Genomic DNA, 25,433 nt, shown 5'->3' on the forward strand with positions numbered 1-25,433 from the left:
CTGATCCTATTCGCAATTCATATCCAAGGTATATATACCGGACTGAGGTTTTTCTTTCGGCAGAATGTAATTGACTCCACAGGTTTTAGTCTCCAACGAACCCCATTTAACCCGTAACCGACCACTATCCGGCAGCGCCGTGAGATAGACCTGCCCTTCACTGCTGACAATCGCATCAGGCGTTTTATCCAGATTATCCGATTGTTCCAATGTGACCCTGGCGCCAAAAGGAACGGGTTTGCCACGATGAACCAGATACATCAGCACCCGATTCCCCATTCGTGTCTGAAAATCAGCCAGAACAAGAGCGCCTTTTGTTGGCACAACGGATTGCGTATTCACATCAATATCGACATCATCCGAAAACGAATGTGGTTCCAGTGCGACCCGGTTTTTACGGTAATGACTGATGTACGGAATAACCGCATAACCATTCCAGTCAGTAGCAACAGCCGTATTGTTGGCAATTTTGATGCCTTTTGCGCCTTCTGCCCGAACCAATACGGCCGTTTCGCCCAATTCTTGAGATAAAGTCAGACCGTAGGGATGAATGACAAGACCACCGTCAATCCCATAATTTAATTGCCTGCCCTGACGTTGCTTGCTGTGAAACTGATAGTTATAACCGGCATTAACCCGTCCATAAGCCCCTCTATATTCTCCACGAATATTTCCACTGCCGCCTTCGCCTTTATTACCGTAATTCTGCTGTAAATGATAAAACAGGTTATTGTCTTCAAGCGCAGTTCCCGTCAGGCTGATTTGCTGTGAAACCCGCTCGTTTTTATTGAGGTTAACACTATAATTCGCCCAACTTTTTTTCAGCCAGCGATCGAGCGGAACATGGATACTGAATGAGAACATTTGTTCGTCCGCATCAGAACGGGAACGCAAGTTATAAGCATAATTCAATCCGTAGTTGATTCCTTGATGGCTGACGTTATAAGCCGCGTTGATTGAACGCTCATGACCGCGTTGATTCCACGCATTCTGCTGTAATGCTGTAACATAAACCCGGCCAAAATCCCCCAGAATCTGATTAACTTGCAGTTGCAATTTACTTTTCTTATTGAAGCGATCAAATAACTGATTGGCGTATCCAACACGATTAGCTTCACCGAAATCATAAAATCCTTCCGTTGAATAGCGGTAACTCGTCAGCGACAAAGATGTTCCCGTCAGTGAAAAATCTTTCGCGTAGCGCACCCGATAAGCCTGCCCCGTCGATTTCTGGTGTGATGATAATTCCGTATTGGCATGGGTAGCATCAAAAGAGAGAGAACCGAAACTCCCCAAATCCACACCAGAACCTAACAAAATAGAGTGATAATCGCGGGATAAAATGGTGCCGCCATAGGCAGTCAGCCTATTGTGAAGGCCGTAAGTCAGCGTTCCCTGAGAAAAATAGGGTTTGCGGCTGTTACTGCCAGCGGAGCGATAACGCCCCAGCGCCAGTGAATATCTGAGATTTCCTTCACGTAACATCGTGGGCGCGATAGAAAATGCTTGCGTAAATTTACGTTCCCGGCCATCGGCTTCTTTGATGATAACGTCTAAATCACCACTGGATATCGTTGGATAAAGATCGTTAATTTCAAATGCGCCGGGAGCGACATAAGTCTGGTAAATAACATAACCATTTTGCTTGATTGTCACTTGCGCACTACTCTGGGCAATACCACGCACAATCGGGGCAAAACCTCTCTGGCTATCCGGCAGCATATTTTCATCGGATGCAAGTTGAATTCCCCGTAATTCAATCCCATCGAACAAAGCACCGGATGAAAAACTATCACCTAAAGTCAATTGCCCCTTAAGGGAATGGATATCACGCTGTAAATAGGTGCTGATGTTTTTCCAGTGTTGGCCTTGACCAGAATAAGTAGAATTATTGCGTAAACGCCAGGCATGCCAGTTCGCTCCTGACCTTAAATTTAAGTAATTACTCTGTGTTGAACCTTTATTATCTTGCCAGTTTGTCGCCCCGCTATAGCTGTAATTAACCAGCAATGCGGTTAATCCTTGATCCCACAATGCAGGAGAAACATAATCTTTGGAACGATAATTCAAAGCAGCCTGGGGAATACTGATATTCAACCTCTGCTGATTAAAGTTAAAATCGGTACTGGCAGAAGGAATATATTTTCCAATATCCGTGATCACTCCCTCTGGAGATAAATTTTTCAATGAGGGAAATGAGTCAATTTTCAATCCCATATCCCGCCATTGTTTAATTGTGATTTGAGGCTGTAATATCCCATGATTTAAAATAAAGTTAATACTCTCCTTACTGACCTCTCTTTTGTTTAAATAAATATCCACCCAGTATGTTCCGGGTAGTTGAGATCCATTCTGAAAAATGGATAAGTCAATATCTTCAGGCAAGCCACCACCAATTTTCAGGGCATGAATATTAAAATGACTTTCCGCATACGCGGTTAAATGATAAAAAAAATTCCCTGCCATAATTGCTATGGCAAGTAAAAAACGATGACTCCTGCCAAAGAATATTCGCTCGGCAAAATTATGCTTGGTATGCTTTAACATATTTAACTTTCTAAAAATAGGATGAAGTGAGTTAATAAAAACCACCCGGTCAGAACGTGGTCAACAAAGCTGCAACTTGAAAGACGACGGGGATATTACAGATCAGCAAATTCGGTCTGAGTAGAACCGCCATAATCATTGATAACTTTCCAACTCACTTTTTTGGCATTTTTCTGCGGTGAAGGCCAGCTCAATTGACCAAAGGGCTTAATCATTCCGGCGTGTTTGATCTCATGCTTATCAATATTAAGCGATGAAAAAGAGATAAAATAAGGTGTAGGATTTTCAGCCACCAACAATCCATTTTCTTGTTTAAATTTTATTGCCTTATGGGCTATCGCCGCTTTTTCTTTCAACTGTACAGGGCGATAAAATAGCTTTAATCGTGAATTCACGACAATTTGTAACTGATTTGTATTTGGTTCTGGATTGGTCGTCTCAGGGATCGATTTAATATTAAGCCAAAACACAGATTCTCTATCCATTGGCAAGTCATTGCCAACTTTAACAATACGTACAATATTTTCATTGTCCGACGGTAATTTAAATAAAGGCGGTGTTACAATAAATGGCGTTTTTGTTTTGTCATTTTCATCCTGGAACCAATTTTGAATGAGATAAACAGATTCTTTTTCTGGATTATTAATAGAAATAGACACTTCTTTTTTGTTACTCAAATAAATAACCCGTGTTCCACCAATAACAACTCCGGCAATAGCAAAACCACAACATAAAAAATATAAAAAAACAGTCAATAATATACGGTAACAGGACACGATTAATTCTCCGCCAATCATGATTGGTCATACTTAATTCAAGAACCCAAGCATCCTTGCCAGGTTTTAGTGCACAGAATCTCGAATTATTAATTATAAACCACAGTAAAATGAGTTACCGCATTAGCAGATCCAGGACCTACTTTATCCTTTGTAGCAACATACTTGGCAATAAATCTTAATTCTTGTTCTGCACCTTTATGCAGTAAATTATTTTCTGACGCGCCAGCTAAAGGAACACGAGTATGAGTATCCGCTTCATAAATACCGATGGCGACACCAGTAGCAGCATTATCCGCTTTGGTAAGAGATAACAGATCGCTGTTATCGTTATCACTAGGACCATCAAACTTAATAGTGACATTCTTTTCTTTCATGTCTGCTGGGCAATCAACCAGTTTGATTTGGAATCTTGTCGGTGCAGCCGTATCATTTACCTTTTTAAAGGCATCTGCACTCACAACGCCCATATTAACGGTTTGATCAGCAGAGTCTCCATGAACCTTACAAGCATTCTGTATTACTTCTCCCTCAAACCTCACTGTCCCATCCGCCGCATCAGCCGTTGTAGCAAATAAAGACGATACAAAAAGAGAAGAAATAAGCAGCTTAGATTTCATTTAAATTAAACCCCATTAGTAATATACAAAAACATTCCTTCGACTGATTACAGACGATATGGAAATTAGTTCACTTAATATTGATAGACCATTTCAACGCGAGATATCACGTATCTACAGCAATTGTCTTGTCATCCCAAAAAAGCTGGCTTACATCCTCCTACGTGGTCAGTTAGAGGTTCGTTCGCACATTTAAGATAAGACGAGATCATAATAGCGTTAATCTCACATAGATCAACACAATGACCCACATAAGATTCATATTCAGAGCTTTATACTATAATTCTCCTAAATATTTACTAATTGATATTATATATGGCTGAAATCAATAGATATCATGCTAAAAATTTATAAATAAAAAAATAATATATAATTAGCAAGCTAATATTCATTGTTATCTTATCGCTTTTTACTATGGTTTTCTTTTACGCTTGGATATAGTTAATCAGGTTATTTTATCAAACGAAACCAAATGACAATTCAATATGTTTATCTTTTTAGATTCAACTAAATACAAAAAAACATAAAGAGTAAAACAGATAAGAATTAATCAATTATTTTGGAGAGGATTTGTCAGGAAAGTATTTTTGTGATGATGAATTGTTCATTTTTTCATCTCCTACTTTTATTAAACACAGAGTGATAATGAACAAATAAAATTAATTTTTTTCTATTTTTGTACGTAAGAAGAGTATTTCTGTCATTACCGATGCAGATTTTCAGACAAAATTGGAAAAAAGGGGGAAATAAATATCTATGATCTGAAGATATTTAATAAATGTTGAGTTGCAGTTCAGTCAAAAAACTATCACTGTCACACACCTGATTCAGTACTCCGCAAATGTTCCGGCGCAGATGCTGGACTTTCCTCAAGCGGATGACATCAGGTGCAGCGACATCCACAGAAGCTACGCCCCCCTGTAAACGCTGACAAATATCATCAACGACAATCAAATTTTCATGTTGGTTCTTTTTATCTTCCAGTAACCATAAAAATAGCATTTAACTTCAAGTTATAACCATGCCACGATGAATAAACCTCATTTAAATACTAAATTAAATATATTAATTTAGTTATGCCAATTGATTTTAAGCAAAAGCATAAATAATCAATATTATTCACAAGATGATAATCAATAGCCGTTCAAGACATATAAAAATAGGTTAGCTAAAAAACTTATTAAGTGCACTACTACATCGGTAATGAAAAACATTCATACTCAGCCTAAATATTTTTTATTGAAAATAGTAAGGTTGATGGAATTTATTTTTATTTATTTAAAAAAACACACAAACAAAAAACAACACTTTGATTTAAATTAATAAAATAAAATAACTCACTAAAAAGATAAGCAATTGTTATTATTGATAATAATTATAATGTCATTTAAAAATCAAATAACGGGCATATTTTGAGAAAATTACCCATTGATATAAGTTCATACAGTACGTATTATTCTGCCTCTTCAAAAATACAGAAATTAAAAATTTTCCTTAATTAAAATTTAAGATCATTCCATCTAGTTCCACTGCTTATAAAAGAATACGCAGTATAAAAAGGGGATGCCGTGTCATATCTTTATTTCCGGCCGATGGTCTCTCATAGATATCGGTATAAACTGTTATCGTTATTTATATCACTAGGGTGCTTAATAACAACCAAAGCCGCACAAGCGGATTACGATGGATTAATTCAACAGGCAAGAAATGGTAATACCATCCCCATGCTTGAATATATTCGTCAGGAAGAAAAGCAGCAGCATCTTTCTTCTTCACAAATTGCCGATTGGTTGCAAGTTGCAAGCTGGGCTGGACATGACGACGAGGTTATTTCCCTCTGGCAGCGTTACCCGTCAATGGCCTTACCCGTCAGGGGAATTACGGCTGTTGCACGGGCTTATCGCAACCAGCATCAATGGACGCAGGCGATTCAACTGTGGCGCACAGCCCTGATGCTCGAAAAGCAAAACAGTGATATACAAGCCGGCCTCATCATGACACTCGCTGATGCCAAACAGGACAAAGAAGCCCGACGTCTGGCAAAGTATTTGTTATCTCAGCACCCCAGTCCCACTCATTACCGTCTGATGGCCTATGTTGATCAGGCAGCGGGCCGTACATGGGATGCAATGCAAACGCTCACTATCGCCCACGAACGATTTCCCGACGATAAAGAAATCACTCAGGATTATCTGTTTAGCCTGAAAAACAATCGTGTTAATGGCCCGGCATGGCGTTTTGCACAACAAATTACACCGTCGGGTGGCGTTCAATTAACCAACGAACAACTTCGTAGGCTGGAAACCGACGCTACCGCAGAATTAATTCGTCTGTCGATGATCCCCAATCGCAGCGAAAAAGAACGATTTGCTATTGCTGACAGAGCACTTGAACGCTACGAAAGCATGTTCAATCAATGGCGTTCATTACCTGATGCCCGACAAGATTATCAGCGAGCCCGCATTGATCGTCTTGGTGCCCTGCTTGCCCGCCATCGGATGCAGGATGTGATCGATGAGTATCAGCTACTGCAAAATGCGTCCAAGCAAAAAGAGGGGATGAAAATACCGGAATATGCACAAAAATGGGCAGCGTCTGCCTATCTGAATCTGCGTCAACCTGACCAGGCACGGAATATTCTGCGCTCCCTGAATTATCCCAATGGTTATCCTGATAAGAGGGCTTCATTAACTCATATCACTCCCGAAGATGATATCGTCCTTTTCTATGCCGACGTAGAAAATGAGCATCTGGACGAAGCGCAACGCCTTGCAAACAATGTCAAGCAGCGAAACGTTTATATGATCAATGTCTTTGGCTCTCCCATTCGCGTTCCCAATGATGGCTGGTTACAAGGGCAGCAATTTTTGGCGGAATCAGCACAATTACGTGAAGATTTTCCTGAAGCCGAAAAACGTTTTATGCATTTAGCCCGTACAGCTCCCGGTAATCAGAAATTACGGACTGACTTAGCGGCCATCTGGCTGGATCGCGGTTGGCCGCGTCGGGCAGAAAGTGAGCTGAAACAGATTGAAGGATTGGACCCACGTAATCTTTCGCTGGAAATCCAACAAGGTTATACCGCCCTTGCTCTGCAAGAATGGCATCAAATGGATTTGCTGGCCGATGATGTCATTACTCGTGCTCCAGAGAATATGCTTGCTAAACGCTTTAACCGTCTACGTAATGTCCATCATATGTCAGAACTGCGCATCAACATCAATCAGGGCATTGATTCAGATAGTCCGAAAAGTGGCAAACACAGCTCAGATATTGACGTCGTACTTTACAGCCCGCCTATTAATGAGAACTGGCGTCTATTTGCCGGCAGTGCTTACAACCGGGGACAATTCTCAGAAGGTCAAGGCTTGAATCGTGATTTACGTGGCGGCATAGAGTGGCGTTCACGCGATTATTGGCTAGAAGGAGAAGTTTCAGCCCGTGATTATCGTCATGGTGGAAAAGTAGGTCTGCGCATTGCCGGATGGCATGATTTCAATGATCAATGGCGTGTCGGTGGCTCAGCAGAACGTCTGGCCCGCAATACTCCTTTACAGGCATTGAGTAATAATATTCACGCCAATGGTGGTCAGATTTATACCCGCTGGAGATACAGTGAACGCAGTCAATGGACAGCACGTTTTGCCCCTTCATTCTTCTCTGACGGCAATCATCGGTTTGAATATGGCATAGATGGACTTCAGCGCCTGTATACCATGCCTTACCTTAATCTTGATGCAGCGTTGGAACTGAGCACGACCCGCAATGATCACAAAAAAAGCAGCAACGACCCAAATACCCCTTATTTCAATCCCAAAAGAGACTTTACGCTCCTGCCTAAACTGGAAGCTGATCACATCATGTACCGGCATTATCAAACCGTCTGGAGTCAGCAATTTGTGGTGGGTGCGGGGCAATATTGGCAACAGGATTATGGCAGTGGCCTGATCACAATGGTCGGATATGGCCAACGCATTAAGTGGAATGATGTCATTGATGCAGGAATACAGGTCACGCTGGATAAGCGTCCTTATGACGGTAAACGAGAAAGTAATCTACAAGCTGCTTTTGATTTAATCTATCGGTTCTAAAGGATTTTTTATGACACACAATGCTTTTCGCCATTGGTTGATAATATCAGCACTGCTGATTGGCCTGTTCACTATCCAGCTATTCGCCCCTCTGTTCACTCCACAGCTAGGCATGATGGCATATGCGGAAAAACCCGACTTCGCTCCGCCAGCGCAGCGTCCTCTTTCCATGAATGAGCGCCCCTGGCCGCACAATGGTTACGTAGTTCTGGCTTATCATGATGTAGAAGATGATGGCGCAGACCAACGTTTTATGTCAGTTCGTACCAGCGCGTTGAACGATCAGTTTGCATGGCTGCGGGAAAATGGCTATCAACCTGTGACGGTCGATCAGATCCTCACCGCCAGTCAAGGCGGTACACCTTTGCCTCCTAAAGCTGTATTACTGACTTTCGATGATGGCTATAGCAGCTTTTACCATCGCGTCTTTCCTTTGCTCAAAGCTTACAATTGGCCTGCTATTCTGGCTCCCGTCGGGCTTTGGGTCGATGCCCCAATCGGAAAGCCCGTCGATTTTGGCGGATTGATGGTGCCACGGGAACGCTTTACCACCTGGGAACAAGTCGCAGAAATGTCCCGCTCTGGCTTGGTAGAAATTGGCTCCCACACCTATCAGCATCATTATGGTGCTCTTGGTAATCCACAAGGAAATACAGAGCCCGCTGCGGCGATTCGCATTTACGATCCGAAAACAGGGAAATATGAAAGTGAACAGGCATTCCGCCAAAGAATGGAAAAAGATATCTCCACAATCACCCAAAGGATCGTTGCCGCCACAGGCAAGCAGCCACGCGTCTGGGTCTGGCCTTATGGAATAGACAACGGCGTGACACTGGAGATAGCCAAACGTTACGGCTACAAGATGGCTCTGACGCTGGATGACGGACTGGCTAATGTCAGCAACCTCAATAATGTTCCACGCATATTGCTTACTAATAACCCTTCACTGAAAGAGTTCGCCGAGCAGGTCATTCAGGTACAGAATAAACACATCTTACGGATTGCCCACATTGATCTGGACTATGTTTATGATCCTAATCCCGTGCAACAGGCCAGCAATCTCGACAAACTCGTACAGCGCATTGCTGACCTTCGCGTCAATACCGTTTTTTTGCAGGCCTTTGCCGATCCGAAAGGAGACGGGAATATCGGTGAACTTTACTTCCCTAATCGCTGGTTACCGATGCGGGCTGATTTGTTCAACCGCGTCTCTTGGCAATTACACAGTCGATTAAATATTGATGTTTATGCATGGATGCCCGTTCTGGCTTTTGAGCTGGAACCCTCACTCCCGCGTGTGCTGAGCTATGATGAAAAAAATGATGAAAAAGATGATGCAAGCCTTGATAAAAATAGCGACAAACTGTTTGTGAACCCAACGCAATATCGTCGTCTGTCTCCCTACAATCTGGAAAATCGCCGCAGAATCAAAGAGATTTATCAGGATTTAGCCTCTTATGCCATTTTTCAGGGCATTTTGTATCATGATGACGCAGTCATGTCAGATTTTGAAGATGCCGGCCCTGATGCCATAAAAGCTTATCAAGCTGCTGGCTTACCTTCTTCCATTGCAGTCATTCGTCAGGATCCTGAACAATTCGCCCGCTGGACACGTTTCAAAAGTCAGCACCTGATTGACTTCACCCATGAACTGACCCAAGAACTCAAATCAATTCGCGGTTATCAAATCAAAACTGCGCGCAATATTTTTGCCATGCCGATTTTAGAACCGGACAGCGAAGAGTGGTTTGCCCAAAATCTGGATGATTTCCTCGCTCATTACGATTGGGTCGCGCCAATGGCAATGCCGTTAATGGAAAATGTGCCTTTATCAAAAAGCAATCAATGGCTATCTCGTTTAGTGAAAATCGTTGCACAACGTCCACAAGCTCTGGATAAAACGGTCTTTGAACTTCAGGCCGTAGATTGGCGTAATCCGATGCATAAAAGAGCGATACCCGGACATCAGATAACCGAATGGATGCGTCAATTGCAACTCAATGGCGCTCAAAGTTTTGGTTACTATCCTGATGATTTTCTCAATAACCAACCAGAAATGAATGAGGTACGCCCTGTTCTTTCTCCAGAATGGTATCCACTTAATGATTGATCGTATTCTTGCTTTTATCGTGCTCAGTCTTGTACTGAGCATCCCTTTGGGTATCGCCGTAGCTTTTACCGGTGAAGTCATGCTGAACTTTGTCTTTTTCTGGCCTCTGTTCATGTCTGCGATTTGGATCTCAGGGGGCATTTATTTCTGGTTTTATCGGGAAAGACACTGGAAAGTTGATGATGCTGAATCCCGGCATCTGGACGGTAATCCGCTGATTTCCATTTTAATTCCTTGCTATAACGAAGGACCGAATGTCCGCGAGACATTACTGGCAGCATTGAACCAGCGCTATACCCACATTGAAGTGATCGCCATCAATGATGGTTCGACAGACAGTACAGCAGATGAACTTAATGCAATGGCAAAACAGCATCAGGCCCTGAGGGTTATCCACCTGAAACAAAATCAGGGCAAAGCCATGGCCCTTCAGGCAGGTGCTGCTGCCGCCAACAGTGACTATCTGGTCTGCATTGATGGTGATGCCTTACTTGATCAAGATGCGGCTGTCTGGCTGGTCAAACCTATGCTTGAACATCCCCGGGTGGGTGCGGTTACTGGCAATCCACGTATCCGTACACGCTCTACTTTAGTTGGGCGCATTCAAGTCGGAGAATTTTCCTCCATCATCGGCCTTATCAAACGTACCCAACGGGTTTACGGTCAGGTGTTTACCGTTTCTGGCGTTGTTGCAGCCTTTAATCGCAGGGCACTGGCGGATGTCGGCTATTGGAGCAACGACATGATCACAGAAGATATTGATGTGAGCTGGAAACTCCAATTACACCATTGGACTATCTTCTTCGAGCCTCGTGCAGTTTGCTGGATACTGATGCCTGAAACCTTACGGGGACTCTGGAAACAACGGTTACGCTGGGCACAGGGAGGAGCAGAAGTTTTTCTGAAAAATCTGCGTAAACTATGGTCATGGGAATATCGCCGCATGTGGGTATTATTTGCCGAGTTCTGCTGTTCAGTTATCTGGTCATTTACATTTGCCCTTTCCATCATTTTGTTTTTTCTCGGTATATTCGTCACATTACCGGAAAGCATTCGTATCTATACATTATTTCCGCCCGGATATACGGGCCTGGTGCTGGCAGCTACCTGCCTGATTCAGTTTACCGTTAGTTTGGTGATTGAACGTCGCTATGAAAAACATGTTGCTTCATCGCTTTTTTGGGTGATTTGGTATCCGATGATTTATTGGATGCTGAATCTGTTTACGACACTGGTATCTTTCCCCAAAGTGATGCTTAAAGTACACAGAAAACGTGCTCGCTGGGAAAGTCCTGACCGGGGAATAGAGAGAATAGAATAATGAAAGATCCATTGATTTTTACTGAGCAAAGACCTTTGCCTCATCTGATTGATATCTTACTGACCATTCTGATTTGGGCCGGTTTTATCTATTTATTCGCGCTGGGATTATTAAATTCGCCCCATCAGGGTCCCAGACTTTTTGCTTCAGTATTCACCTCAGAACTGGGTTCAATCACACTTTATATTGCAATTGCCGTACTTAATGCACTCTTATTGATTGGCTGGGCAAAATATAATCAATACAGATTCCGGATAGAACGCCGTCGTCATCATCCTGCCTTAACGCATGAGGAAGTGGCAAAAAGTTTTATTCTGAAACAAAAATTATTAGATGCTTTAAGGCAAAACAAAGTTTCCAGTATCACTTATGACAATCATGGACATATAATAGATATCAATGAAAATTCATCAACACCGAGATAATAATCTATTTATTACTGATAGAACTATATTTCAAAGTTACTATTTAATTTAAAATAATACCATTTTGTTAGTAATGAATGTTAGTAATGAATTATACAACCTATCTCAACCTGTATCATTAACACCATGATGAGATAGGTTCTAACTGAGAACATACTTTATCAATAACTTCAACACGATTATCTACACTATATGAAAGGCAAATACCGGGACTCGTTATGCAATTGATTGAACGGACTCATCATGTTTGTAAACGTAATGTTTTTAGACGTATTGTTTTTAGACGTAATGTTTTTAGACGTTGTATTTCCAGATTACTTTTACGGGTACTGACGAACTTATGCTTAATCATCGTGATAGGTAACTCAACAGTAATGGCAATGCCTGATACCAACGAAAAACTAAAAATCGATGAAAACGTTACACGGGTAGTTTCGGGGATCATCAGCTATACACACTGGCCTGCCACACGTACTGCCCTGCGTTTATGTCTGGTTCCACCATCCAACTACATTAGCGTTTTAACCCACATTAATATGGTTTCTGATCACACAGAATTGCAAATAGAAACACTGAATTTCAACGTCGAACAATTAATAGAAAGGTGTGATGTTATCTACTATGGTCAAGTTGATCCACAACTCCAGCAGCTTGTGATTAGCCAAAAAAATGACAAGCCACTGCTTACCATTGCTGAAAGTAACCCGCTTTGTGAAATAGGCAGTGCCTTTTGTCTCAACATTGACAACACTCAGGCAACATTTAGTTTAAACCTCGATATCCTGACACGCAGCGGGATACGTGTGCATCCGAATGTACTGCAATTGGCGCGCAAGGTGGAATAATCGTATGAAAAAGCGTTATTCACTGATGCCATCACGCCCGACACTACGTCAGGCTTTTCATCGTATCCACCTGATTATTACATTTATCATATTATCTGTAGTGGGATTGTTTCTGTCTCTGCTGGCATTACTTGCCATGCAACAATACGCTGAAAATAACCTGAAACTGATCTCCACGACCATAGCCCATACAGCACAAGCTGCCGTGGTCTTTCAGGATAAAACTGCCGCCACAGAAGTATTGGAAATGATCGCCGTCCATGATGGTTTTACAGAAGCCAAAATTTTTGATGCTAAACAGCAAGTCTTGGCAAGCTGGCAAGCCAATCAAGAACCCCGCACCGGCAATTTTAAAAAATTGGTCGAGCACTGGCTTTTTCCCGAACCTTTAATCCTGCCAATTTATCACCACCAACAAAAAGTCGGATCAGTTTGGTTAATTGGCAACAGTGACCACATCATCAAATTTATTTATCAGGCTTTGCTGGTCTTGTTTGTCTGCCTGCTGTTCAGTGCCGTGATTTCACTTTATCTCTCCCTGCGCATGCACGATGGTATCGTCAGGGCATTACAGAATATAACCGTTGTTGCTCATGACGTCCGACAACGCCGTGCATTTTCACGACGCGTTCCCTCTGCCCATATTGCAGAACTGCACGAATTAAGTCAGGTTTTCAACCATCTGCTTGAAGAACTGGAAGAGTGGCAACATCACTTACAAACCGAAAAAGCGGTTTTAACCTGGCAGGCACAACACGATTCACTGACTGGATTACCCAACCGGGCAACATTTGAGCGTGTTCTTTCAACTGTCATGAGCGATAAGTTCATGCGGGAAAGTGCAGCGATACTGTTTATTGATGGTAACAGACTAAAATATGTCAACGACGTCTATGGACATGCGGCAGGCGATCACGTTCTTGTCACTATCGCCGCGACCTTAAAAAGAAGGGTAAGAAAAACAGATACGGTAGCCCGGCTCGGGGGAGATGAATTCGCCATCTTATTGCCCTCCGCCAATCTGGAAGATGCAGAACGGGTCGCTAAAAATATTATTCATGCCATGGACACTCCCATTCTCCTTCCCAACGGTCAGCACCTGCGCATCACACTCAGTATTGGCATCGCCCTATCCAACGGTGATTTAACAGCAGAACAACTGCTGTCTGAAGCCGACGCAGCCATGTACCACATTAAACAACGAGGTGGTGGCTGGTATTCCGCTAATACAACAAAACTAAACTACCTATCAAGGAATTCACCATGAACAAAAATCGTTCTTTTGTATTTATTCTCTGCGCATTCATCAGTACCTTTTTCCTCAGCGCCTGCCAGAATGGTAGTCTGAGTACCGCACAGATCGCTGCTCTAAAACAGCAAGGATTTCAACAAACCGATGAAGGCTGGTTATTTGGCATATCAGAAAAAGTGCTGTTCGGTAATAACCAATTTCATTTGCGCTCAGAAGGTGAGGAAAAATTACAAGCTTTAGCAAATGTTTTATCCAAAGTTGGTATCCAACACGCTCGTCTTGATGGTCATACAGACAACTACGGAGAAGTGAGTTACAACGACCAATTATCCCTTAAACGAGCAAACACAGTTGCGGACGCCCTGACCCGGGGAGGAATGCAACGTAATAACCTGACAACCCGGGGATTGGGACCAAGCCAACCAATCGCTGATAACCGAAGCTCAAAAGGCCGTGCTGAAAATCGCCGGGTTGCCATTGTAATAACTACGCCGTAATAACAGTACCTCAATAACTAAGCCATAATAACTCGCCCTAAAGTAGACAAAATGTATTTGGTGCAACACTATTTATTACGAACGATTTAACAATATATTTATATAAATCAAAATAATAAGTTATCATCTTTGCCAAGGATGGCCGCAATATTTGGTTTATTTTGCCTCCCTTCCCCCTAAAAATTTTTTATCCCGATCTTGTCATATACTTATATAGCTATTTCCCGTCTCTAATATCTTCCTGTAACATAGCCGACATTGCTTTATCAAAAACACTGTTTTTCTTGTAATCAATAAGTTAATAGAAGTTTACGAATTTGAGTAACAGTCTACCATTGAGTAATAAGCTTTATCAGAAAGGAGAAATGATGGGGCTGAATCTAAAATCATCCCGATCTCTGTATCGAATATTTGTGATGCTATTCATCGCCATCACTGCCAGTACAGGATTTATATTCTGGAGATTATTTTCCAATTATCAAGATAATATCCATCCAGATGTGGAATTAGAGAGTGTATTTATTTTTCTGTTTATATTCACACTCTTATCTGCTGTGTTTTTCTATAACTACACGAAAACCATTACTATTCCGGAATATCGTCTGAAAAAAGCGATCAAAAATAAACAATTCATTCCCTACATACAGCCAATTATTAGTAGTAAAAACAATGAGATCATTGGATGTGAAATCCTTGTCCGCTGGCAACACCCGGTTCACGGCTTACTGGCACCGAATAAGTTTATCGCTCAAATTGAAAAATCCGACCTCATAATTCCTTTAACTCATCATTTAATCAGTCAAGTACGAGATGACTTCGTACCGCTTGCTCATCAATTACCTAAACATTTTCACTTTAATTTCAATATAAGTGCAAAACATTATAAAGATTCACGTTTAGTAGATGATTGTCAGAATTTTCTTAAGGCATTTCCGGAAGATTCCATCAGGTTGATTTTGGAAATTACTGAACGAGAATTATTGGAGCCAGATGAACATACAATTAGTGTATTCAATAAGTTGGGTGAATTAGGCGTATTAATTGCACTGGATGATTTTGGTACAGGTTATTCGAACCACAACTATTTACAAAAATTTAATGTTAACTTAGTGAAAATTGGACATAACTTTGTCAGCAAAATGAATACCGATAAGATTTCAAAACATATTGTAGAGAATATCATTGACCTTGCTCTGCGATTACATCTGGAAATTGTGGCAGAAGGAATTGAAACTCAAAAACAAGTCAACCAATTGAAGAACTATTCTGTTGACTATTTACAGGGGTACTACTTTGATCGCCCTGTACCATTGGAAGAATTTATGAAGAAGTGGTTGTGATTAAAGCTTCTTTGTGAAATTGTAACGGATTAAGAAAAGCCAACACTTAAAATATCAATCAAATTTGCGATTTATAGCGTTGGCGAACTACATAAAACGATAAGTTTCATCGTAAATCTCTTCGAGCACATTAATTATCGGGTGTTCACTATACTCCCGGGGATTCGTTCCCTTGCCGCCGCGCTGTGACTCGAAATCCATCGGGTATACTATGCTCATTCAATAAAATCGGTAACTTATGCACAAATATATAGCCATCATGTTGAAATTCAATCAAAGTTTCATTTAAAGGAGAGATAAAAAAAGTATCACCATCAAAAAAACAATTAGAATTCGACTTAAAATAGTCCTCAACAAAAGTATCAATATTGCTCGCATCCATCGAATAGACGTTATCTTTGGTATAGGAATCTTCATTAATGATAAAAACCTTACCGGAAAGATATTTTTTGAAATTGATGAGTTTTAATATTTCAACATCATCCATTCGATTCCAATCTTTTATCTTACTTAAAAATTCAAACCTGCCTTCTTGTGCAAAACCAATGTAATTAAGTAAAATAAGCTCCCCACCAATGATAGGAAGCAATATTAAATCAGCTTTATCCATAGTGTACTTTTTATAGCTATCCATACTATGTACCTTTGATTTTTTAAAAAAGTTGATTTAACAATACATAAAACCACTTAACCTTTCCACTTGGTTTAAAGGCATTTTTGGCCTCATTTAGGCTCATTGAATTAGCGCCTCCAGAATAATCAGGATCTTGAAATTGAATAGGATCATCTTCCCATCCACAAATAGGACAAATATCGTATTCTCCAAAAAACGAAAAAGAAGCATTATTGCAACATGGACAGTTGTATTTTGAATCCATCATATTAATTCAATGATTAAAAATAAAATTTACAATTAAATTATCTTTAATTTCAACTTATTTCTGATAAGAATCAGGGATTGAATGAATAAGTCCAGCACTACAAGGACAGGTTGTTTTACTATCCAACGTCCCTGCTAATTTAGTTCCTTTATCAACGAAAGAGCCAACTCCGCCCACAATGGCATAATTACCCGAATATCTGCCACAAGTCACAGTAGAACCCTCAATTGCAGCCTGTTTCCCGTAAAATTTGATGTTGCTGGTTCCTGTTAGAATAGCACCACCACACGTTGTTTTATCGCCAACCGTCAAGAAATTTCCTTTTGCCATTTTACTTTCTCCTATGTTAGATTCAATCTGTAGTGAGATATTTTGTTATCTCTGAATTAAACTTCCAAATATTTGAGTCGGACTTTTTATTTTTCAGCGCATTTATTGTACACTTTGTTTATTGACAACATCAACCCAAATAACCTCTTTTAATGGAAAGAATACAGAATAATATGTTGATTATATTGGCTCATAACGGTGTTGCGCTTAATATGTGAATCCAAGGGGAGTTACTATTATTTTAAACATTTAAATTTATCAGAGATAATTACACCATTTGGATTCAGTGCTTTAATATACTTATTATATCATTCTGCGATAATTCAATTATGAACTCATCCAAATACTAAATAAGCATTCGAAATGTTAGTCCACTTCCTTACTTCTCGCGTTGCGAGAAGTAAGGAATCCTCATAAGCTAAGTGCACTACTATTATGAAACCTTATTTATAAACTCGCGTATTTTTATCAAAAAATCACCTATATAAGAACACTATAAATACAGATGATTTTTCAAAATTAAATTGACTCTTCTAATTTATTATAAAATTCCAATATGCTATTTAAATCTGTACTCCATTCGGATATTTTATCTCCATTTTCATTTTCTACATAACGAGGCTCAATAAAATCATTAAGCTTATATGGAGAAAATTCAGGGTGATCTTCTACAAATAAAGTTTGATTTTGTAAAAAAACCTTCTCACCTTCAAAATAAACTATCCATATAAAAATGAAATTAACACTACTTGGTTCATACATAGAAACAGCTAATGCAGCATGATTTTTCTTATTTAATCCTTCTTTAAGAGAATCATACCAGCTTCTTTTATAGTTATCTGTATTCCAATAAGTTATTGGCAAAAAAAACTCCTCTTTAAAATCATCAATGATTATTGATGATGGGAGAGCTATCTCACCAAAATGTTTAACAGCTAAATCTCTTGTCACAATATCAAACATAAATTAATCCTTAAGCCTATTGAGATCACTATCATAAGTACCCATTCTTTTTCCTTTTTTATCCATCATTTTCCAGCCATTAGAAATATTATGTCCATCTACATCTGGTGTAATATACGTTTTTGATTTTCTATTAAAAAATACAGGCTGTCCATGAGAGTTAAAAGGGGCTTTTTGCGCAGGAATTCGTTGATCATACCCCAGCTCCTTAGCCGCTTCTGTAGCTCCTTTACCTTTGAGTGATGCACTCAAATAAACATAAATCGCCGGAACATCTGAAATAGGAAAAATCAAAATATAATCGCGAAAATCCTTTTCCTCCGGTATTGGAGTGCCCAATATCGTAGGCCCATTCTCCCTCGCATCCGGTATCGGCGTAGACGTGCTATTTCCGCGAATTTCATTCGGATCTTGCTGCGGGTTGACGTAAGCACCATCCCGCCAGTCCTTTTCCTCGGGGATCGGCAATCCCGGTGTCTGGCCTGTAGCTTGGGGATCCAGCACAGCTACTTTGACATTGACGGTAGAATCTTGTGAAACCGATTTACCAATATCCTGCTGGGATAATCCACCGGATGCCGCATTATGATACCAGACCAATGTCGGCGATGAAGCACCATCTTCCCAAAATTCATACCGATTTAAGGATTTATTATACTGCACATGGCGGACTTTTACCGGCTCCAGCTTACTCTCTTCACTGGTATGGTATCCCACGGCGGTCAGCTGCCCTGTTTCTGCATTCTCCACAAAACGGTAGCGAACCCGTGTTTCCGCCGTACCTTTTTTGTCAGCAATTTTCTTTAAGTTTTCAAGGCTCAATAAGTCATTATCACTGCCATCCCACCACTTCCGTAACATCATCCCCACAACGGTTGTAGACATGCTCATGAGATGGTAATCACGGGACAGACTAAACTGAATGCCCTCCAGTTTCTGTATCTCGTTTCGGGATAACAAAGGACCTGACTCCTTTTTATTCCCATCATTACCATGGTTTGCAACAGCCGCCCCCGTTACAGCAGCCTGTGTCTGTTGAACCGCTTGCAGGTAAGCTTCGATAAGGATTGGATTCGCTTCTGCGCGAGGAAATATCTGATTTCCCACCCAGGCAATCGCCTGTAAAATTAACGGTTCAGAGTCATTCTTCATGCTCTGGTTCGCCGTTCCCATCCCGTTCGGCTTTGGTACGGTGTGGTAGATTTGCATCTGCCCGAAGTTGGTATGTGGTTCAATTTCCATTCCCGCATCGGTACAACCCGCAGTTTGCAAACAGGATTTAGCAAAAACCGGTTTGGCGATGCGGGCGATTTCCAATACATGTCGGCGGTTATGGCTTGGCCTCGCAATAAATCCCGGGTAACTGGGGTCAGGGTAGTATCGTGAATCTAACAACGCTTCTTGTGTCCAGCCTTCCACTTCCGGTGTTGTGTTACTGATTTCCCCCGGCATCAGTTGATGATAAGCTCCTGCTCCTTTGGCCGTTTCCGTGGCCTCAGCCGGAGATTTTTCAATCAGCTGTTCCGCCAATTTTTGCGCGTCCACATGCAGGATCATCGGCTTTGGCGGTAAATCCTCTTCCCGCAATACCCCCTGACCATCGGTAACGCCACTGGCATTCACAATGCCATCCCAGCTTTTCAGGGTATAAGGAATGCCGCCCAACGGCTTGCCCTGATTGTCGGTCAGTTGAAATTCCAACCAATGCTTGAATACCTGATGGCAGGATACGCAGTCTAATCTTCCTGTATCACTCATCAATGAAATCCTTTTTTAGTTAAGGCGCAGAGCGTTCATGCCGCTTTCTGCCAGAAAGTCATGAAGCGTCAGCGCCTGAAGGCGGGAACCCTGCTGACGCCGATGTTTCAGCCAAGACGCCAAGCGCTGGGACAAAGCGCCACTCGGTGTATCCAGCTTCATCGCCAGTTCGCCTTGCTCTTCCCATAATTCATAGGTCAGTGTCTGGGCGTAACCTTCCAGCGCCAAATCAGACTGTTCCCACACGGCAATAAGGTGCGGCTCCAGCACAAAGGGGCGTTCAATCTGACTCGGCGGGCAGCCTGCCGGGCGGCTGAAAACCGTCGGCGCGGGCATGTCGATCATCAGTTCAGTGACCGGATTCAGCAGGGATGTCCAGTCCGTTGACTGCATGGCGGGCATCAATACCCGGACAATGCGGGTATCCATCAGGCGGAATACCACCTGTTCATCGCGCAGGGTCGCAAATTGATGCCGCTGCCAATGCGGTAACTGCCTCTGCCATGTTGTCTCGCTGCGGTACGCCCAGCCCCAGCTTTCGTCGCTGAGCGCCCGGCGATCCAATAAGCGCCCAAGGGAAGCCAGACTGTCCGCTTTGGGCTGGATTAACCACGGCCCCTGATCCATCAGGTGAGCCAACGGTGTGCCGCTATAAAGCGGGAAGGCCTGAGCCACCCAGTCGTTGGCATAAAAAATATCGACCGGATTGGGAGCGGCAAGCTGATTGATGATAAGGAAAACCGGTGCCTTATCCGGCGTACTGAACCACGTTGTCCAACGGGTATGCTTACTGACAGCCATCGTCATGATTTCCCTCCCGGTGATTTGATCACCCACGCGGCACTTTCCTGTGCCTGTAATGCACAGTATTTTTTGACCGGAAATTTGACCTCAGGCAATGGCGGAACGCCTTCCGGTAATTGCAGTGAGACACCCCGGCCGCTGCTGCCGGAGCCTGCGCCCACATCAATCATGGAAGACTGAATGCTGCCCGGTGTGACTTTGATAAATGCGCCGCCCACTTTCAGGCTGATTTCCGTCGCGGCTTCCAGCACAATTTTACCGCCGCTCTTGACGTGGGTTTCCTGTGCACTTTCACTGACCAGTGCATCACCGGCCTGAATGTGTTGTGAGCCGGTGATGCGGTGGGAAACATCGCCCTCAGTGCTGTATTTACGGCTGCCCTTCACCTGCGAATGTTCATCCGCCTGAATATCGATGTAATGGTTATTGTCGATACGCTGTTTCTGGTCGTGCCTGATATGCCAGAGCACATCATTTTCGATATGAGCCGTGAAGTCTCGCTGACCGTGGATATAGACTTCTTCGCTGCCTTTCGCATCCTCAAAGCGCAGTTCGTTGAACCCCTCTCCCTTGTGGGTATGGGTTTTGAAGGTGGTGCGGGTTTTCTCGGCAGGCAAGTCCAGTGGCGGGCGATTACGCCCGTTGTAGGTGCAGCCGGTCACTATCGGCCGGTCGATATCACCATTGAGATAAGAAATGATGACTTCCTGACCAATGCGGGGGATGGCCATAAATCCGAAGCCATGACCATTCCAGCCCTGTGCCACCCGTATCCAACAGGAAGAGCCGTCACCGGGTTCGTCATAACGGTTCCAGTGAAAATGCACTTTAATCGCGCCGTGTTCGTTGACGAAAATTTCCTCGCCTTCCGGCCCGACCACTGTTGCCACTTCATCGCCATCCGCCATCGGTTTGTAGCAATACGGCGGACGCCAGTCATCCCAGCCCGGAATAAAGGTGAGGTTGTTGGTTAATGTTGTGCCTTCTCCCGCATTACCGTCGGCTTGTGGCTGAACACCATGATGCGTAATGCTCACCACCTGCCAGCGATCGTTCATGGCGGCAATCGGATGACTGTTGAGGGTAAAGATTTTGCCCGGCCGAAGCTGAATGCAGTTAGTGGTGGCAGAACCCATTTTGCTTCCGCTGTTGAGCTGGTTCAGACGCAACAAGGAGAGTGGCTTGCCCTCCGCATCCAACTGAAAACGTCCGTAACTTTCAAACATGCCATGACCCCGCCCCTGTTCCAGCATCGCCTGGTGCTGCAAGGGATAAGAAGGGCGCAGGAAGTTATTGTCTTTGTGGGTAAATTCATCAGGGCAGAGAAATTCGCCGTAACGCCATTGGGAAACGGTCGTGTCCGTGTTATCCGTTTCCGCCTGCGCGTTATAGGTCAGGGATAATCCCGCCAGCATACCGAGGTGGGAGTTGCTGTAAAACAGCCTGTCTTCCTCAAACCAGAAAATGATCCCCTCTTCCGCCGCCAACCGGCACCAAAAATCATAAGCCGATTCACGTTTTTGGGTGGTGTATTCCCGCACGGGGTGATGGCCTTCCTCTTCATAAAATTTGTTGTCTGATTTGATCTGGTGCTCTTTCAGCAATTGTCTGAGGATTTCCGGTACGGACTGACGATGAAAAATGCGGCTGTCCTGATTGAGGGTCATGCGCCACATTGCCGGCCGGATGGCAAAAGTGTAATAGGTGCGTCGGCCGTCACTGTTGCCCTGCTCTGCGCCGGCGACGATGCCATTAACAGTGCGCTCCACGACGCCATCACGCATCACGGTCAGGGAAGCCGCCATACCCAGCTGTTCACCGAGAGCGATATTATCAAGGGAACTGACCACGGTCAGACTTAGGTGATACAGCTCTGACAGGGCTTCCCGCAAACTGAAATCCACCACCTGAAAGGTGGTTTTGGGCAGTTTGCCGATTTGACAGGTAAAGACTAATCCATCCATTGTTTATCCTTACATTATTGCTCTTTACATAAGGGGGCGATATCCCCGGAGGGGCAGCGGCGACAGGCGCCATTTTTCGCCGGAAGGCTGACAAGTGACGTCCATCAGCATCAGCATGTCGTTGCTGAGGAAAAACGGCAGGAACTGGTAGAGCGCATCGGCAAAGCGGAACAACTCTCCCCGGCTGGCATAAGCGCTTTCATCCAGTATCAGTTCGATATACAGGCAGCGGTGCGGCTGCCCCCTGACCAGCCGGTCTTTCGCCTCAGAATTGATGGACTGAATACCCGCAATCATCCGCTGAAGCTGACGGCTGACCGGGCGATCACTGTCGGGATAAAAATCGTAATCCCGCAACAATTGTCTGAACGCGTCGGCTGACAGCAGTACATAACCGCTGGTGGAATAATGTGACAACAACCGCCAGTGCCGCTGGCTGTCAATCACCGGCGGATAACTGGTTGAAACCGGCGTCACCGTGCTTATCTGAAAGCGATCCGGCAGGCTTTCAGTGAGGCATTCTGTGCCGACAGGCAGCGTTATCGGCTGCGGGTTAAATGACACAAAATGGCAGGTAAACTGGCGTCTGGGCGGCTGTTCCATCAATTTTGCCTGACTGTCATAAAAAACCAGCGCATATGCCAATCGTCCCAACGCATCGTGGGTCACCTCCAGCGCATAAAACCACGCGTCATCATATTCCGACTGATGGCGGGACAGACCAGTCAACTGACTGACCGGATAAAACTGACCGGTTTCTCCACGCTTCCGCCCCTCTTCATGGGGTTCGCCTTTCAGGGTCAGAGCCACGACGTGCAACAGCCCCTGCTCCGGTGACAGGGGCAACGGATAACGGGCCGTATCTGGTTTGAACGGCTGAGTAAGTCGTTCTAGCTGAAGATTGACCACCGGCACACAATGCAGCAGAAACGCATCGGCTATCTGCTCATCAGACAGTGACAACAATGTGTCCAGCTTCAGGGTCAGTGTTAATGTCCGGTTATCCGTCATCGGCAGGCGCCGGGATTTAACGGGATACGGCATATCCAGCGTCAGGAAATGATGGACATGGGGCAAGTAGAACGATTCCATCAACATTTGTGGTGCCCAGTTTCCCGCCGCAACAGGCGGTGACAAGACCAACCTGTCCGTCCCCGAACGTGGAACAAATCGCAGGGTCTCCATCACATAGGTTTGCCCGTTATGGTGCAGTTCACCACGATAACAGTCACGGCACAGCCCCAGCAACAAGCTATCTGCGACCGCCTCATCACGACTGAGAAAGAACTCTATCGGCCGGACATCCCAATGGTTATCCTTGCCGGTATATTCAAAGATCAGGGTGATTTGGGTTTCCTGATCCTGATGGGCTATTTCCCGTCCGACTAACATGAATGGCTGAACGTCACAGGGTCGGGAGGTAATAAAAGTCTGATCGACGGGCGTCTGAATTTTTGTTCCGAACGGCAGTGAAAACGCAAAATCCGCGTCTTTTCCACTCTCAATCTGCATAATGCCGGTGGCAGGAATCCCCTTAACGGACTGCGCCTGCAAGCGTTGCAGTAACGGTTGGGTCAGCTCTATCACACGCCAGAGAATCTCTGCGTGTAAGCATCAAAACAGCTTCGTTCCTTAAATCAGTCACGAACCACAATCCCCAATAGAATTCCTACTACGCCAAAATCAGCATCACTGAATGTGGTATTGGCAATACCAATATCGCCCAGAACAGGCAGCAGAAATGCAGGCAGAAAGGTAATCAGCACGCCCTGTGCAAACGCACCCAATATTGCCCCTCTTCTTCCTCCCATTGCATTGCCAAAAACCCCCGCAGTTGCGCCGACAAAGAAATGCGGCACTACACCGGGAATAATGACGGTCAGGTTGAGTATATAAAGAAGGAACATGCCGATAACACCAGCAGCAAAGCTACTCAGAAAACCAATCAAAACAGCGTTAGGTGCATAAGGGAAAACCACCGGACAATCCAGTGCAGGTTTGGCATTCGGGACTAATTTATCGGAAATGCCTTTAAATGCAGGAACGATCTCAGCAATCACCATTCTGACTCCTTGCAAAATGATGTAAACACCCGCCGCAAAGGTGATGGATTGCATCACGGCAAATATAAAACTACTTTTCCCACCGCTGACTTGCCGGACAAAATCATCCCCCGCAAACAGGCAAGTAATAATAAAAATAATCGCCATAGTAAAAGAGATGGCAACCGGCGTATCACGCAGAAACAATAAACTTTTCGGTACGTTCATCTCTTCTGTGGAATGAGCTTTATTACCCAATTTACTGCCGATAAATCCCGACAAGACGTAAGACAGTGTTGAAAAATGTCCGAGCGCCACATCATCTGAACCTGTTACTTTTTTCATGTAGGGATGGGCTATGGCAGGAAAGAATACCATTGAGATACCAACAACCAGTGAACCAATCGCGATCAGCATAATGCCACCAACACCTGCCACTGACAGAATCACTGCCACCAGCATCGACATGAATAAGGTATGGTGTCCTGTCAGGAAAATGAATTTCCACGGCGTAAAACGGGCAATCAGGATATTAATAATCATCGCAAAGAACATGATCAGCGCCATTTCTTTGCCAAAACTTTTCTGTGCGATGGAGACAATCGCTTCATTGTTTGGAACAACGCCCTGAATTCCAAAAGCGTGTTGGAAAATAGCAGAAAATCCCCCCAACGAATTGATGATTAACCCTGCTCCTGCCCCCAGAATAATAAACCCCAGAACAGTTTTTACTGTTCCGGTGATGCATTCAGTCACAGGTTTTTTCTGGAGGATTAATCCAAGTAAAGCGATCAAACCGACTAAGATAGCAGGCTCTGCCAGAACATCGTTCATCAGGAAGCGCAAAAAATCCATGTTCACCCCCAG

The 25,433-nt window shown here is 43.6% G+C and carries 20 protein-coding genes and 1 pseudogene; 8 read left to right on the plus strand and 13 right to left on the minus strand.

Annotated features, from left to right (window positions below; all coding sequences use genetic code 11):
- Positions 1 to 6: 6 nt before the first annotated feature.
- The 4 genes and pseudogenes from FE394_RS02500 to FE394_RS02515 form a co-directional block, all read right to left on the minus strand.
- The gene (locus FE394_RS02500) at positions 7 to 2,547 is read right to left on the minus strand and encodes a fimbria/pilus outer membrane usher protein (protein ID WP_319924829.1); all 2,541 of its coding nucleotides are present in this window, start codon (positions 2,545 to 2,547) and stop codon (positions 7 to 9) included.
- Positions 2,548 to 2,642: 95 nt separating this feature from the next.
- On the minus strand, positions 2,643 to 3,344 hold the full coding sequence (locus FE394_RS02505) for a fimbrial biogenesis chaperone (protein ID WP_319924830.1): 702 nt from the start codon (positions 3,342 to 3,344) through the stop codon (positions 2,643 to 2,645).
- 68 nt (positions 3,345 to 3,412) lie between these two features.
- Complete coding sequence (locus tag FE394_RS02510) at positions 3,413 to 3,943, minus strand: fimbrial protein (protein WP_319924831.1); 531 nt, start codon at positions 3,941 to 3,943, stop codon at positions 3,413 to 3,415.
- A gap of 807 nt (positions 3,944 to 4,750) precedes the next feature.
- Positions 4,751 to 4,933 (minus strand): annotated as a pseudogene (locus FE394_RS02515) (chorismate-binding protein); the annotation flags it as partial.
- A gap of 578 nt (positions 4,934 to 5,511) precedes the next feature.
- Here FE394_RS02515 and pgaA point away from each other — a divergent pair.
- The 8 genes from pgaA to FE394_RS02555 all read left to right on the plus strand — a co-directional run bounded on the left by pgaA (position 5,512) and on the right by FE394_RS02555 (position 15,824).
- Positions 5,512 to 8,034, plus strand: a complete 2,523-nt coding sequence (gene pgaA, locus FE394_RS02520; RefSeq protein WP_319924832.1) for a poly-beta-1,6 N-acetyl-D-glucosamine export porin PgaA — start codon at positions 5,512 to 5,514, stop codon at positions 8,032 to 8,034.
- A 10-nt stretch (positions 8,035 to 8,044) separates the two neighbouring features.
- Entirely contained in the window at positions 8,045 to 10,144 is a 2,100-nt protein-coding gene (gene pgaB / locus FE394_RS02525; RefSeq protein WP_319924833.1) for a poly-beta-1,6-N-acetyl-D-glucosamine N-deacetylase PgaB, read from the plus strand.
- A complete protein-coding gene (gene pgaC, locus FE394_RS02530; protein ID WP_319924834.1) occupies positions 10,137 to 11,465 on the plus strand; it encodes a poly-beta-1,6-N-acetyl-D-glucosamine synthase in 1,329 nt (442 codons plus the stop codon). Before pgaB ends, pgaC begins: the two co-directional genes overlap by 8 nt.
- Positions 11,465 to 11,890: a poly-beta-1,6-N-acetyl-D-glucosamine biosynthesis protein PgaD gene (gene pgaD, locus FE394_RS02535; protein WP_319924835.1), complete on the plus strand. Its 426-nt coding sequence runs from the start codon at positions 11,465 to 11,467 to the stop codon at positions 11,888 to 11,890. The genes pgaC and pgaD overlap by 1 nt, the downstream gene beginning before the upstream one ends.
- A gap of 380 nt (positions 11,891 to 12,270) precedes the next feature.
- Entirely contained in the window at positions 12,271 to 12,735 is a 465-nt protein-coding gene (yfiR, locus tag FE394_RS02540; protein ID WP_319924836.1) for a regulatory sequestration protein YfiR, read from the plus strand.
- A 4-nt stretch (positions 12,736 to 12,739) separates the two neighbouring features.
- A complete protein-coding gene (gene dgcN / locus FE394_RS02545; protein WP_319924837.1) occupies positions 12,740 to 14,002 on the plus strand; it encodes a diguanylate cyclase DgcN/YfiN in 1,263 nt (420 codons plus the stop codon).
- Entirely contained in the window at positions 13,999 to 14,484 is a 486-nt protein-coding gene (gene yfiB / locus FE394_RS02550) for an outer membrane lipoprotein YfiB (protein ID WP_319924838.1), read from the plus strand. Before dgcN ends, yfiB begins: the two co-directional genes overlap by 4 nt.
- A gap of 365 nt (positions 14,485 to 14,849) precedes the next feature.
- Positions 14,850 to 15,824 (plus strand): EAL domain-containing protein, encoded by a 975-nt coding sequence (locus FE394_RS02555; protein ID WP_319924839.1) that lies wholly within the window; start codon positions 14,850 to 14,852, stop codon positions 15,822 to 15,824.
- 148 nt (positions 15,825 to 15,972) lie between these two features.
- Here the strand turns inward: FE394_RS02555 and FE394_RS02560 are convergent, their stop codons facing one another.
- The 9 genes from FE394_RS02560 to FE394_RS02600 all read right to left on the minus strand — a co-directional run bounded on the left by FE394_RS02560 (position 15,973) and on the right by FE394_RS02600 (position 25,421).
- The gene (locus tag FE394_RS02560) at positions 15,973 to 16,458 is read right to left on the minus strand and encodes a hypothetical protein (protein ID WP_319924840.1); all 486 of its coding nucleotides are present in this window, start codon (positions 16,456 to 16,458) and stop codon (positions 15,973 to 15,975) included.
- 19 nt (positions 16,459 to 16,477) lie between these two features.
- The gene (locus tag FE394_RS02565) at positions 16,478 to 16,705 is read right to left on the minus strand and encodes a CPCC family cysteine-rich protein (RefSeq protein WP_419836292.1); all 228 of its coding nucleotides are present in this window, start codon (positions 16,703 to 16,705) and stop codon (positions 16,478 to 16,480) included.
- A 54-nt stretch (positions 16,706 to 16,759) separates the two neighbouring features.
- Positions 16,760 to 17,035: a PAAR domain-containing protein gene (locus FE394_RS02570; protein WP_319924841.1), complete on the minus strand. Its 276-nt coding sequence runs from the start codon at positions 17,033 to 17,035 to the stop codon at positions 16,760 to 16,762.
- Between the two features lie 519 nt (positions 17,036 to 17,554).
- Positions 17,555 to 17,998 (minus strand): hypothetical protein, encoded by a 444-nt coding sequence (locus FE394_RS02575; RefSeq protein ID WP_319924842.1) that lies wholly within the window; start codon positions 17,996 to 17,998, stop codon positions 17,555 to 17,557.
- A gap of 3 nt (positions 17,999 to 18,001) precedes the next feature.
- Positions 18,002 to 19,756, minus strand: coding sequence for an S-type pyocin domain-containing protein (locus FE394_RS02580; protein ID WP_319924843.1), 1,755 nt, complete (start codon positions 19,754 to 19,756; stop codon positions 18,002 to 18,004).
- A 15-nt stretch (positions 19,757 to 19,771) separates the two neighbouring features.
- Positions 19,772 to 20,593: a DUF4123 domain-containing protein gene (locus tag FE394_RS02585; RefSeq protein ID WP_319924844.1), complete on the minus strand. Its 822-nt coding sequence runs from the start codon at positions 20,591 to 20,593 to the stop codon at positions 19,772 to 19,774.
- Positions 20,560 to 22,524, minus strand: a complete 1,965-nt coding sequence (tssI, locus tag FE394_RS02590; protein WP_319924845.1) for a type VI secretion system tip protein TssI/VgrG — start codon at positions 22,522 to 22,524, stop codon at positions 20,560 to 20,562. Before tssI ends, FE394_RS02585 begins: the two co-directional genes overlap by 34 nt.
- A 24-nt stretch (positions 22,525 to 22,548) precedes the next feature.
- The gene (locus tag FE394_RS02595; protein ID WP_319924846.1) at positions 22,549 to 24,111 is read right to left on the minus strand and encodes a type VI secretion system baseplate subunit TssF; all 1,563 of its coding nucleotides are present in this window, start codon (positions 24,109 to 24,111) and stop codon (positions 22,549 to 22,551) included.
- Positions 24,112 to 24,161: 50 nt separating this feature from the next.
- Entirely contained in the window at positions 24,162 to 25,421 is a 1,260-nt protein-coding gene (locus FE394_RS02600; protein ID WP_319924847.1) for a PTS ascorbate transporter subunit IIC, read from the minus strand.
- Positions 25,422 to 25,433 lie beyond the last annotated feature (12 nt).

Origin of the sequence: Xenorhabdus littoralis, assembly GCF_033949345.1 — a bacterium.
Taxonomy (GTDB): Bacteria; Pseudomonadota; Gammaproteobacteria; order Enterobacterales; family Enterobacteriaceae; genus Xenorhabdus; species Xenorhabdus littoralis.

Bases quoted from the DNA above. Each gene is read 5' to 3' on its own strand.
- FE394_RS02555 (WP_319924839.1), top strand. From the start codon at position 14,850: ATGATGGGGCTGAATCTAAAATCATCCCGATCTCTGTATCGAATATTT.
- FE394_RS02570 (WP_319924841.1), bottom strand. From the start codon at position 17,035: ATGGCAAAAGGAAATTTCTTGACGGTTGGCGATAAAACAACGTGTGGT.
- FE394_RS02505 (WP_319924830.1), bottom strand. From the start codon at position 3,344: ATGATTGGCGGAGAATTAATCGTGTCCTGTTACCGTATATTATTGACT.
- FE394_RS02600 (WP_319924847.1), bottom strand. From the start codon at position 25,421: ATGGATTTTTTGCGCTTCCTGATGAACGATGTTCTGGCAGAGCCTGCT.
- FE394_RS02560 (WP_319924840.1), bottom strand. From the start codon at position 16,458: ATGGATAGCTATAAAAAGTACACTATGGATAAAGCTGATTTAATATTG.
- FE394_RS02575 (WP_319924842.1), bottom strand. From the start codon at position 17,998: ATGTTTGATATTGTGACAAGAGATTTAGCTGTTAAACATTTTGGTGAG.
- tssI (WP_319924845.1), bottom strand. From the start codon at position 22,524: ATGGATGGATTAGTCTTTACCTGTCAAATCGGCAAACTGCCCAAAACC.
- pgaB (WP_319924833.1), top strand. From the start codon at position 8,045: ATGACACACAATGCTTTTCGCCATTGGTTGATAATATCAGCACTGCTG.
- FE394_RS02510 (WP_319924831.1), bottom strand. From the start codon at position 3,943: ATGAAATCTAAGCTGCTTATTTCTTCTCTTTTTGTATCGTCTTTATTT.
- pgaD (WP_319924835.1), top strand. From the start codon at position 11,465: ATGAAAGATCCATTGATTTTTACTGAGCAAAGACCTTTGCCTCATCTG.
- yfiB (WP_319924838.1), top strand. From the start codon at position 13,999: ATGAACAAAAATCGTTCTTTTGTATTTATTCTCTGCGCATTCATCAGT.
- FE394_RS02580 (WP_319924843.1), bottom strand. From the start codon at position 19,756: ATGAGTGATACAGGAAGATTAGACTGCGTATCCTGCCATCAGGTATTC.
- dgcN (WP_319924837.1), top strand. From the start codon at position 12,740: ATGAAAAAGCGTTATTCACTGATGCCATCACGCCCGACACTACGTCAG.
- FE394_RS02500 (WP_319924829.1), bottom strand. From the start codon at position 2,547: ATGTTAAAGCATACCAAGCATAATTTTGCCGAGCGAATATTCTTTGGC.
- yfiR (WP_319924836.1), top strand. From the start codon at position 12,271: ATGCCTGATACCAACGAAAAACTAAAAATCGATGAAAACGTTACACGG.
- pgaC (WP_319924834.1), top strand. From the start codon at position 10,137: ATGATTGATCGTATTCTTGCTTTTATCGTGCTCAGTCTTGTACTGAGC.
- FE394_RS02565 (WP_419836292.1), bottom strand. From the start codon at position 16,705: ATGATGGATTCAAAATACAACTGTCCATGTTGCAATAATGCTTCTTTT.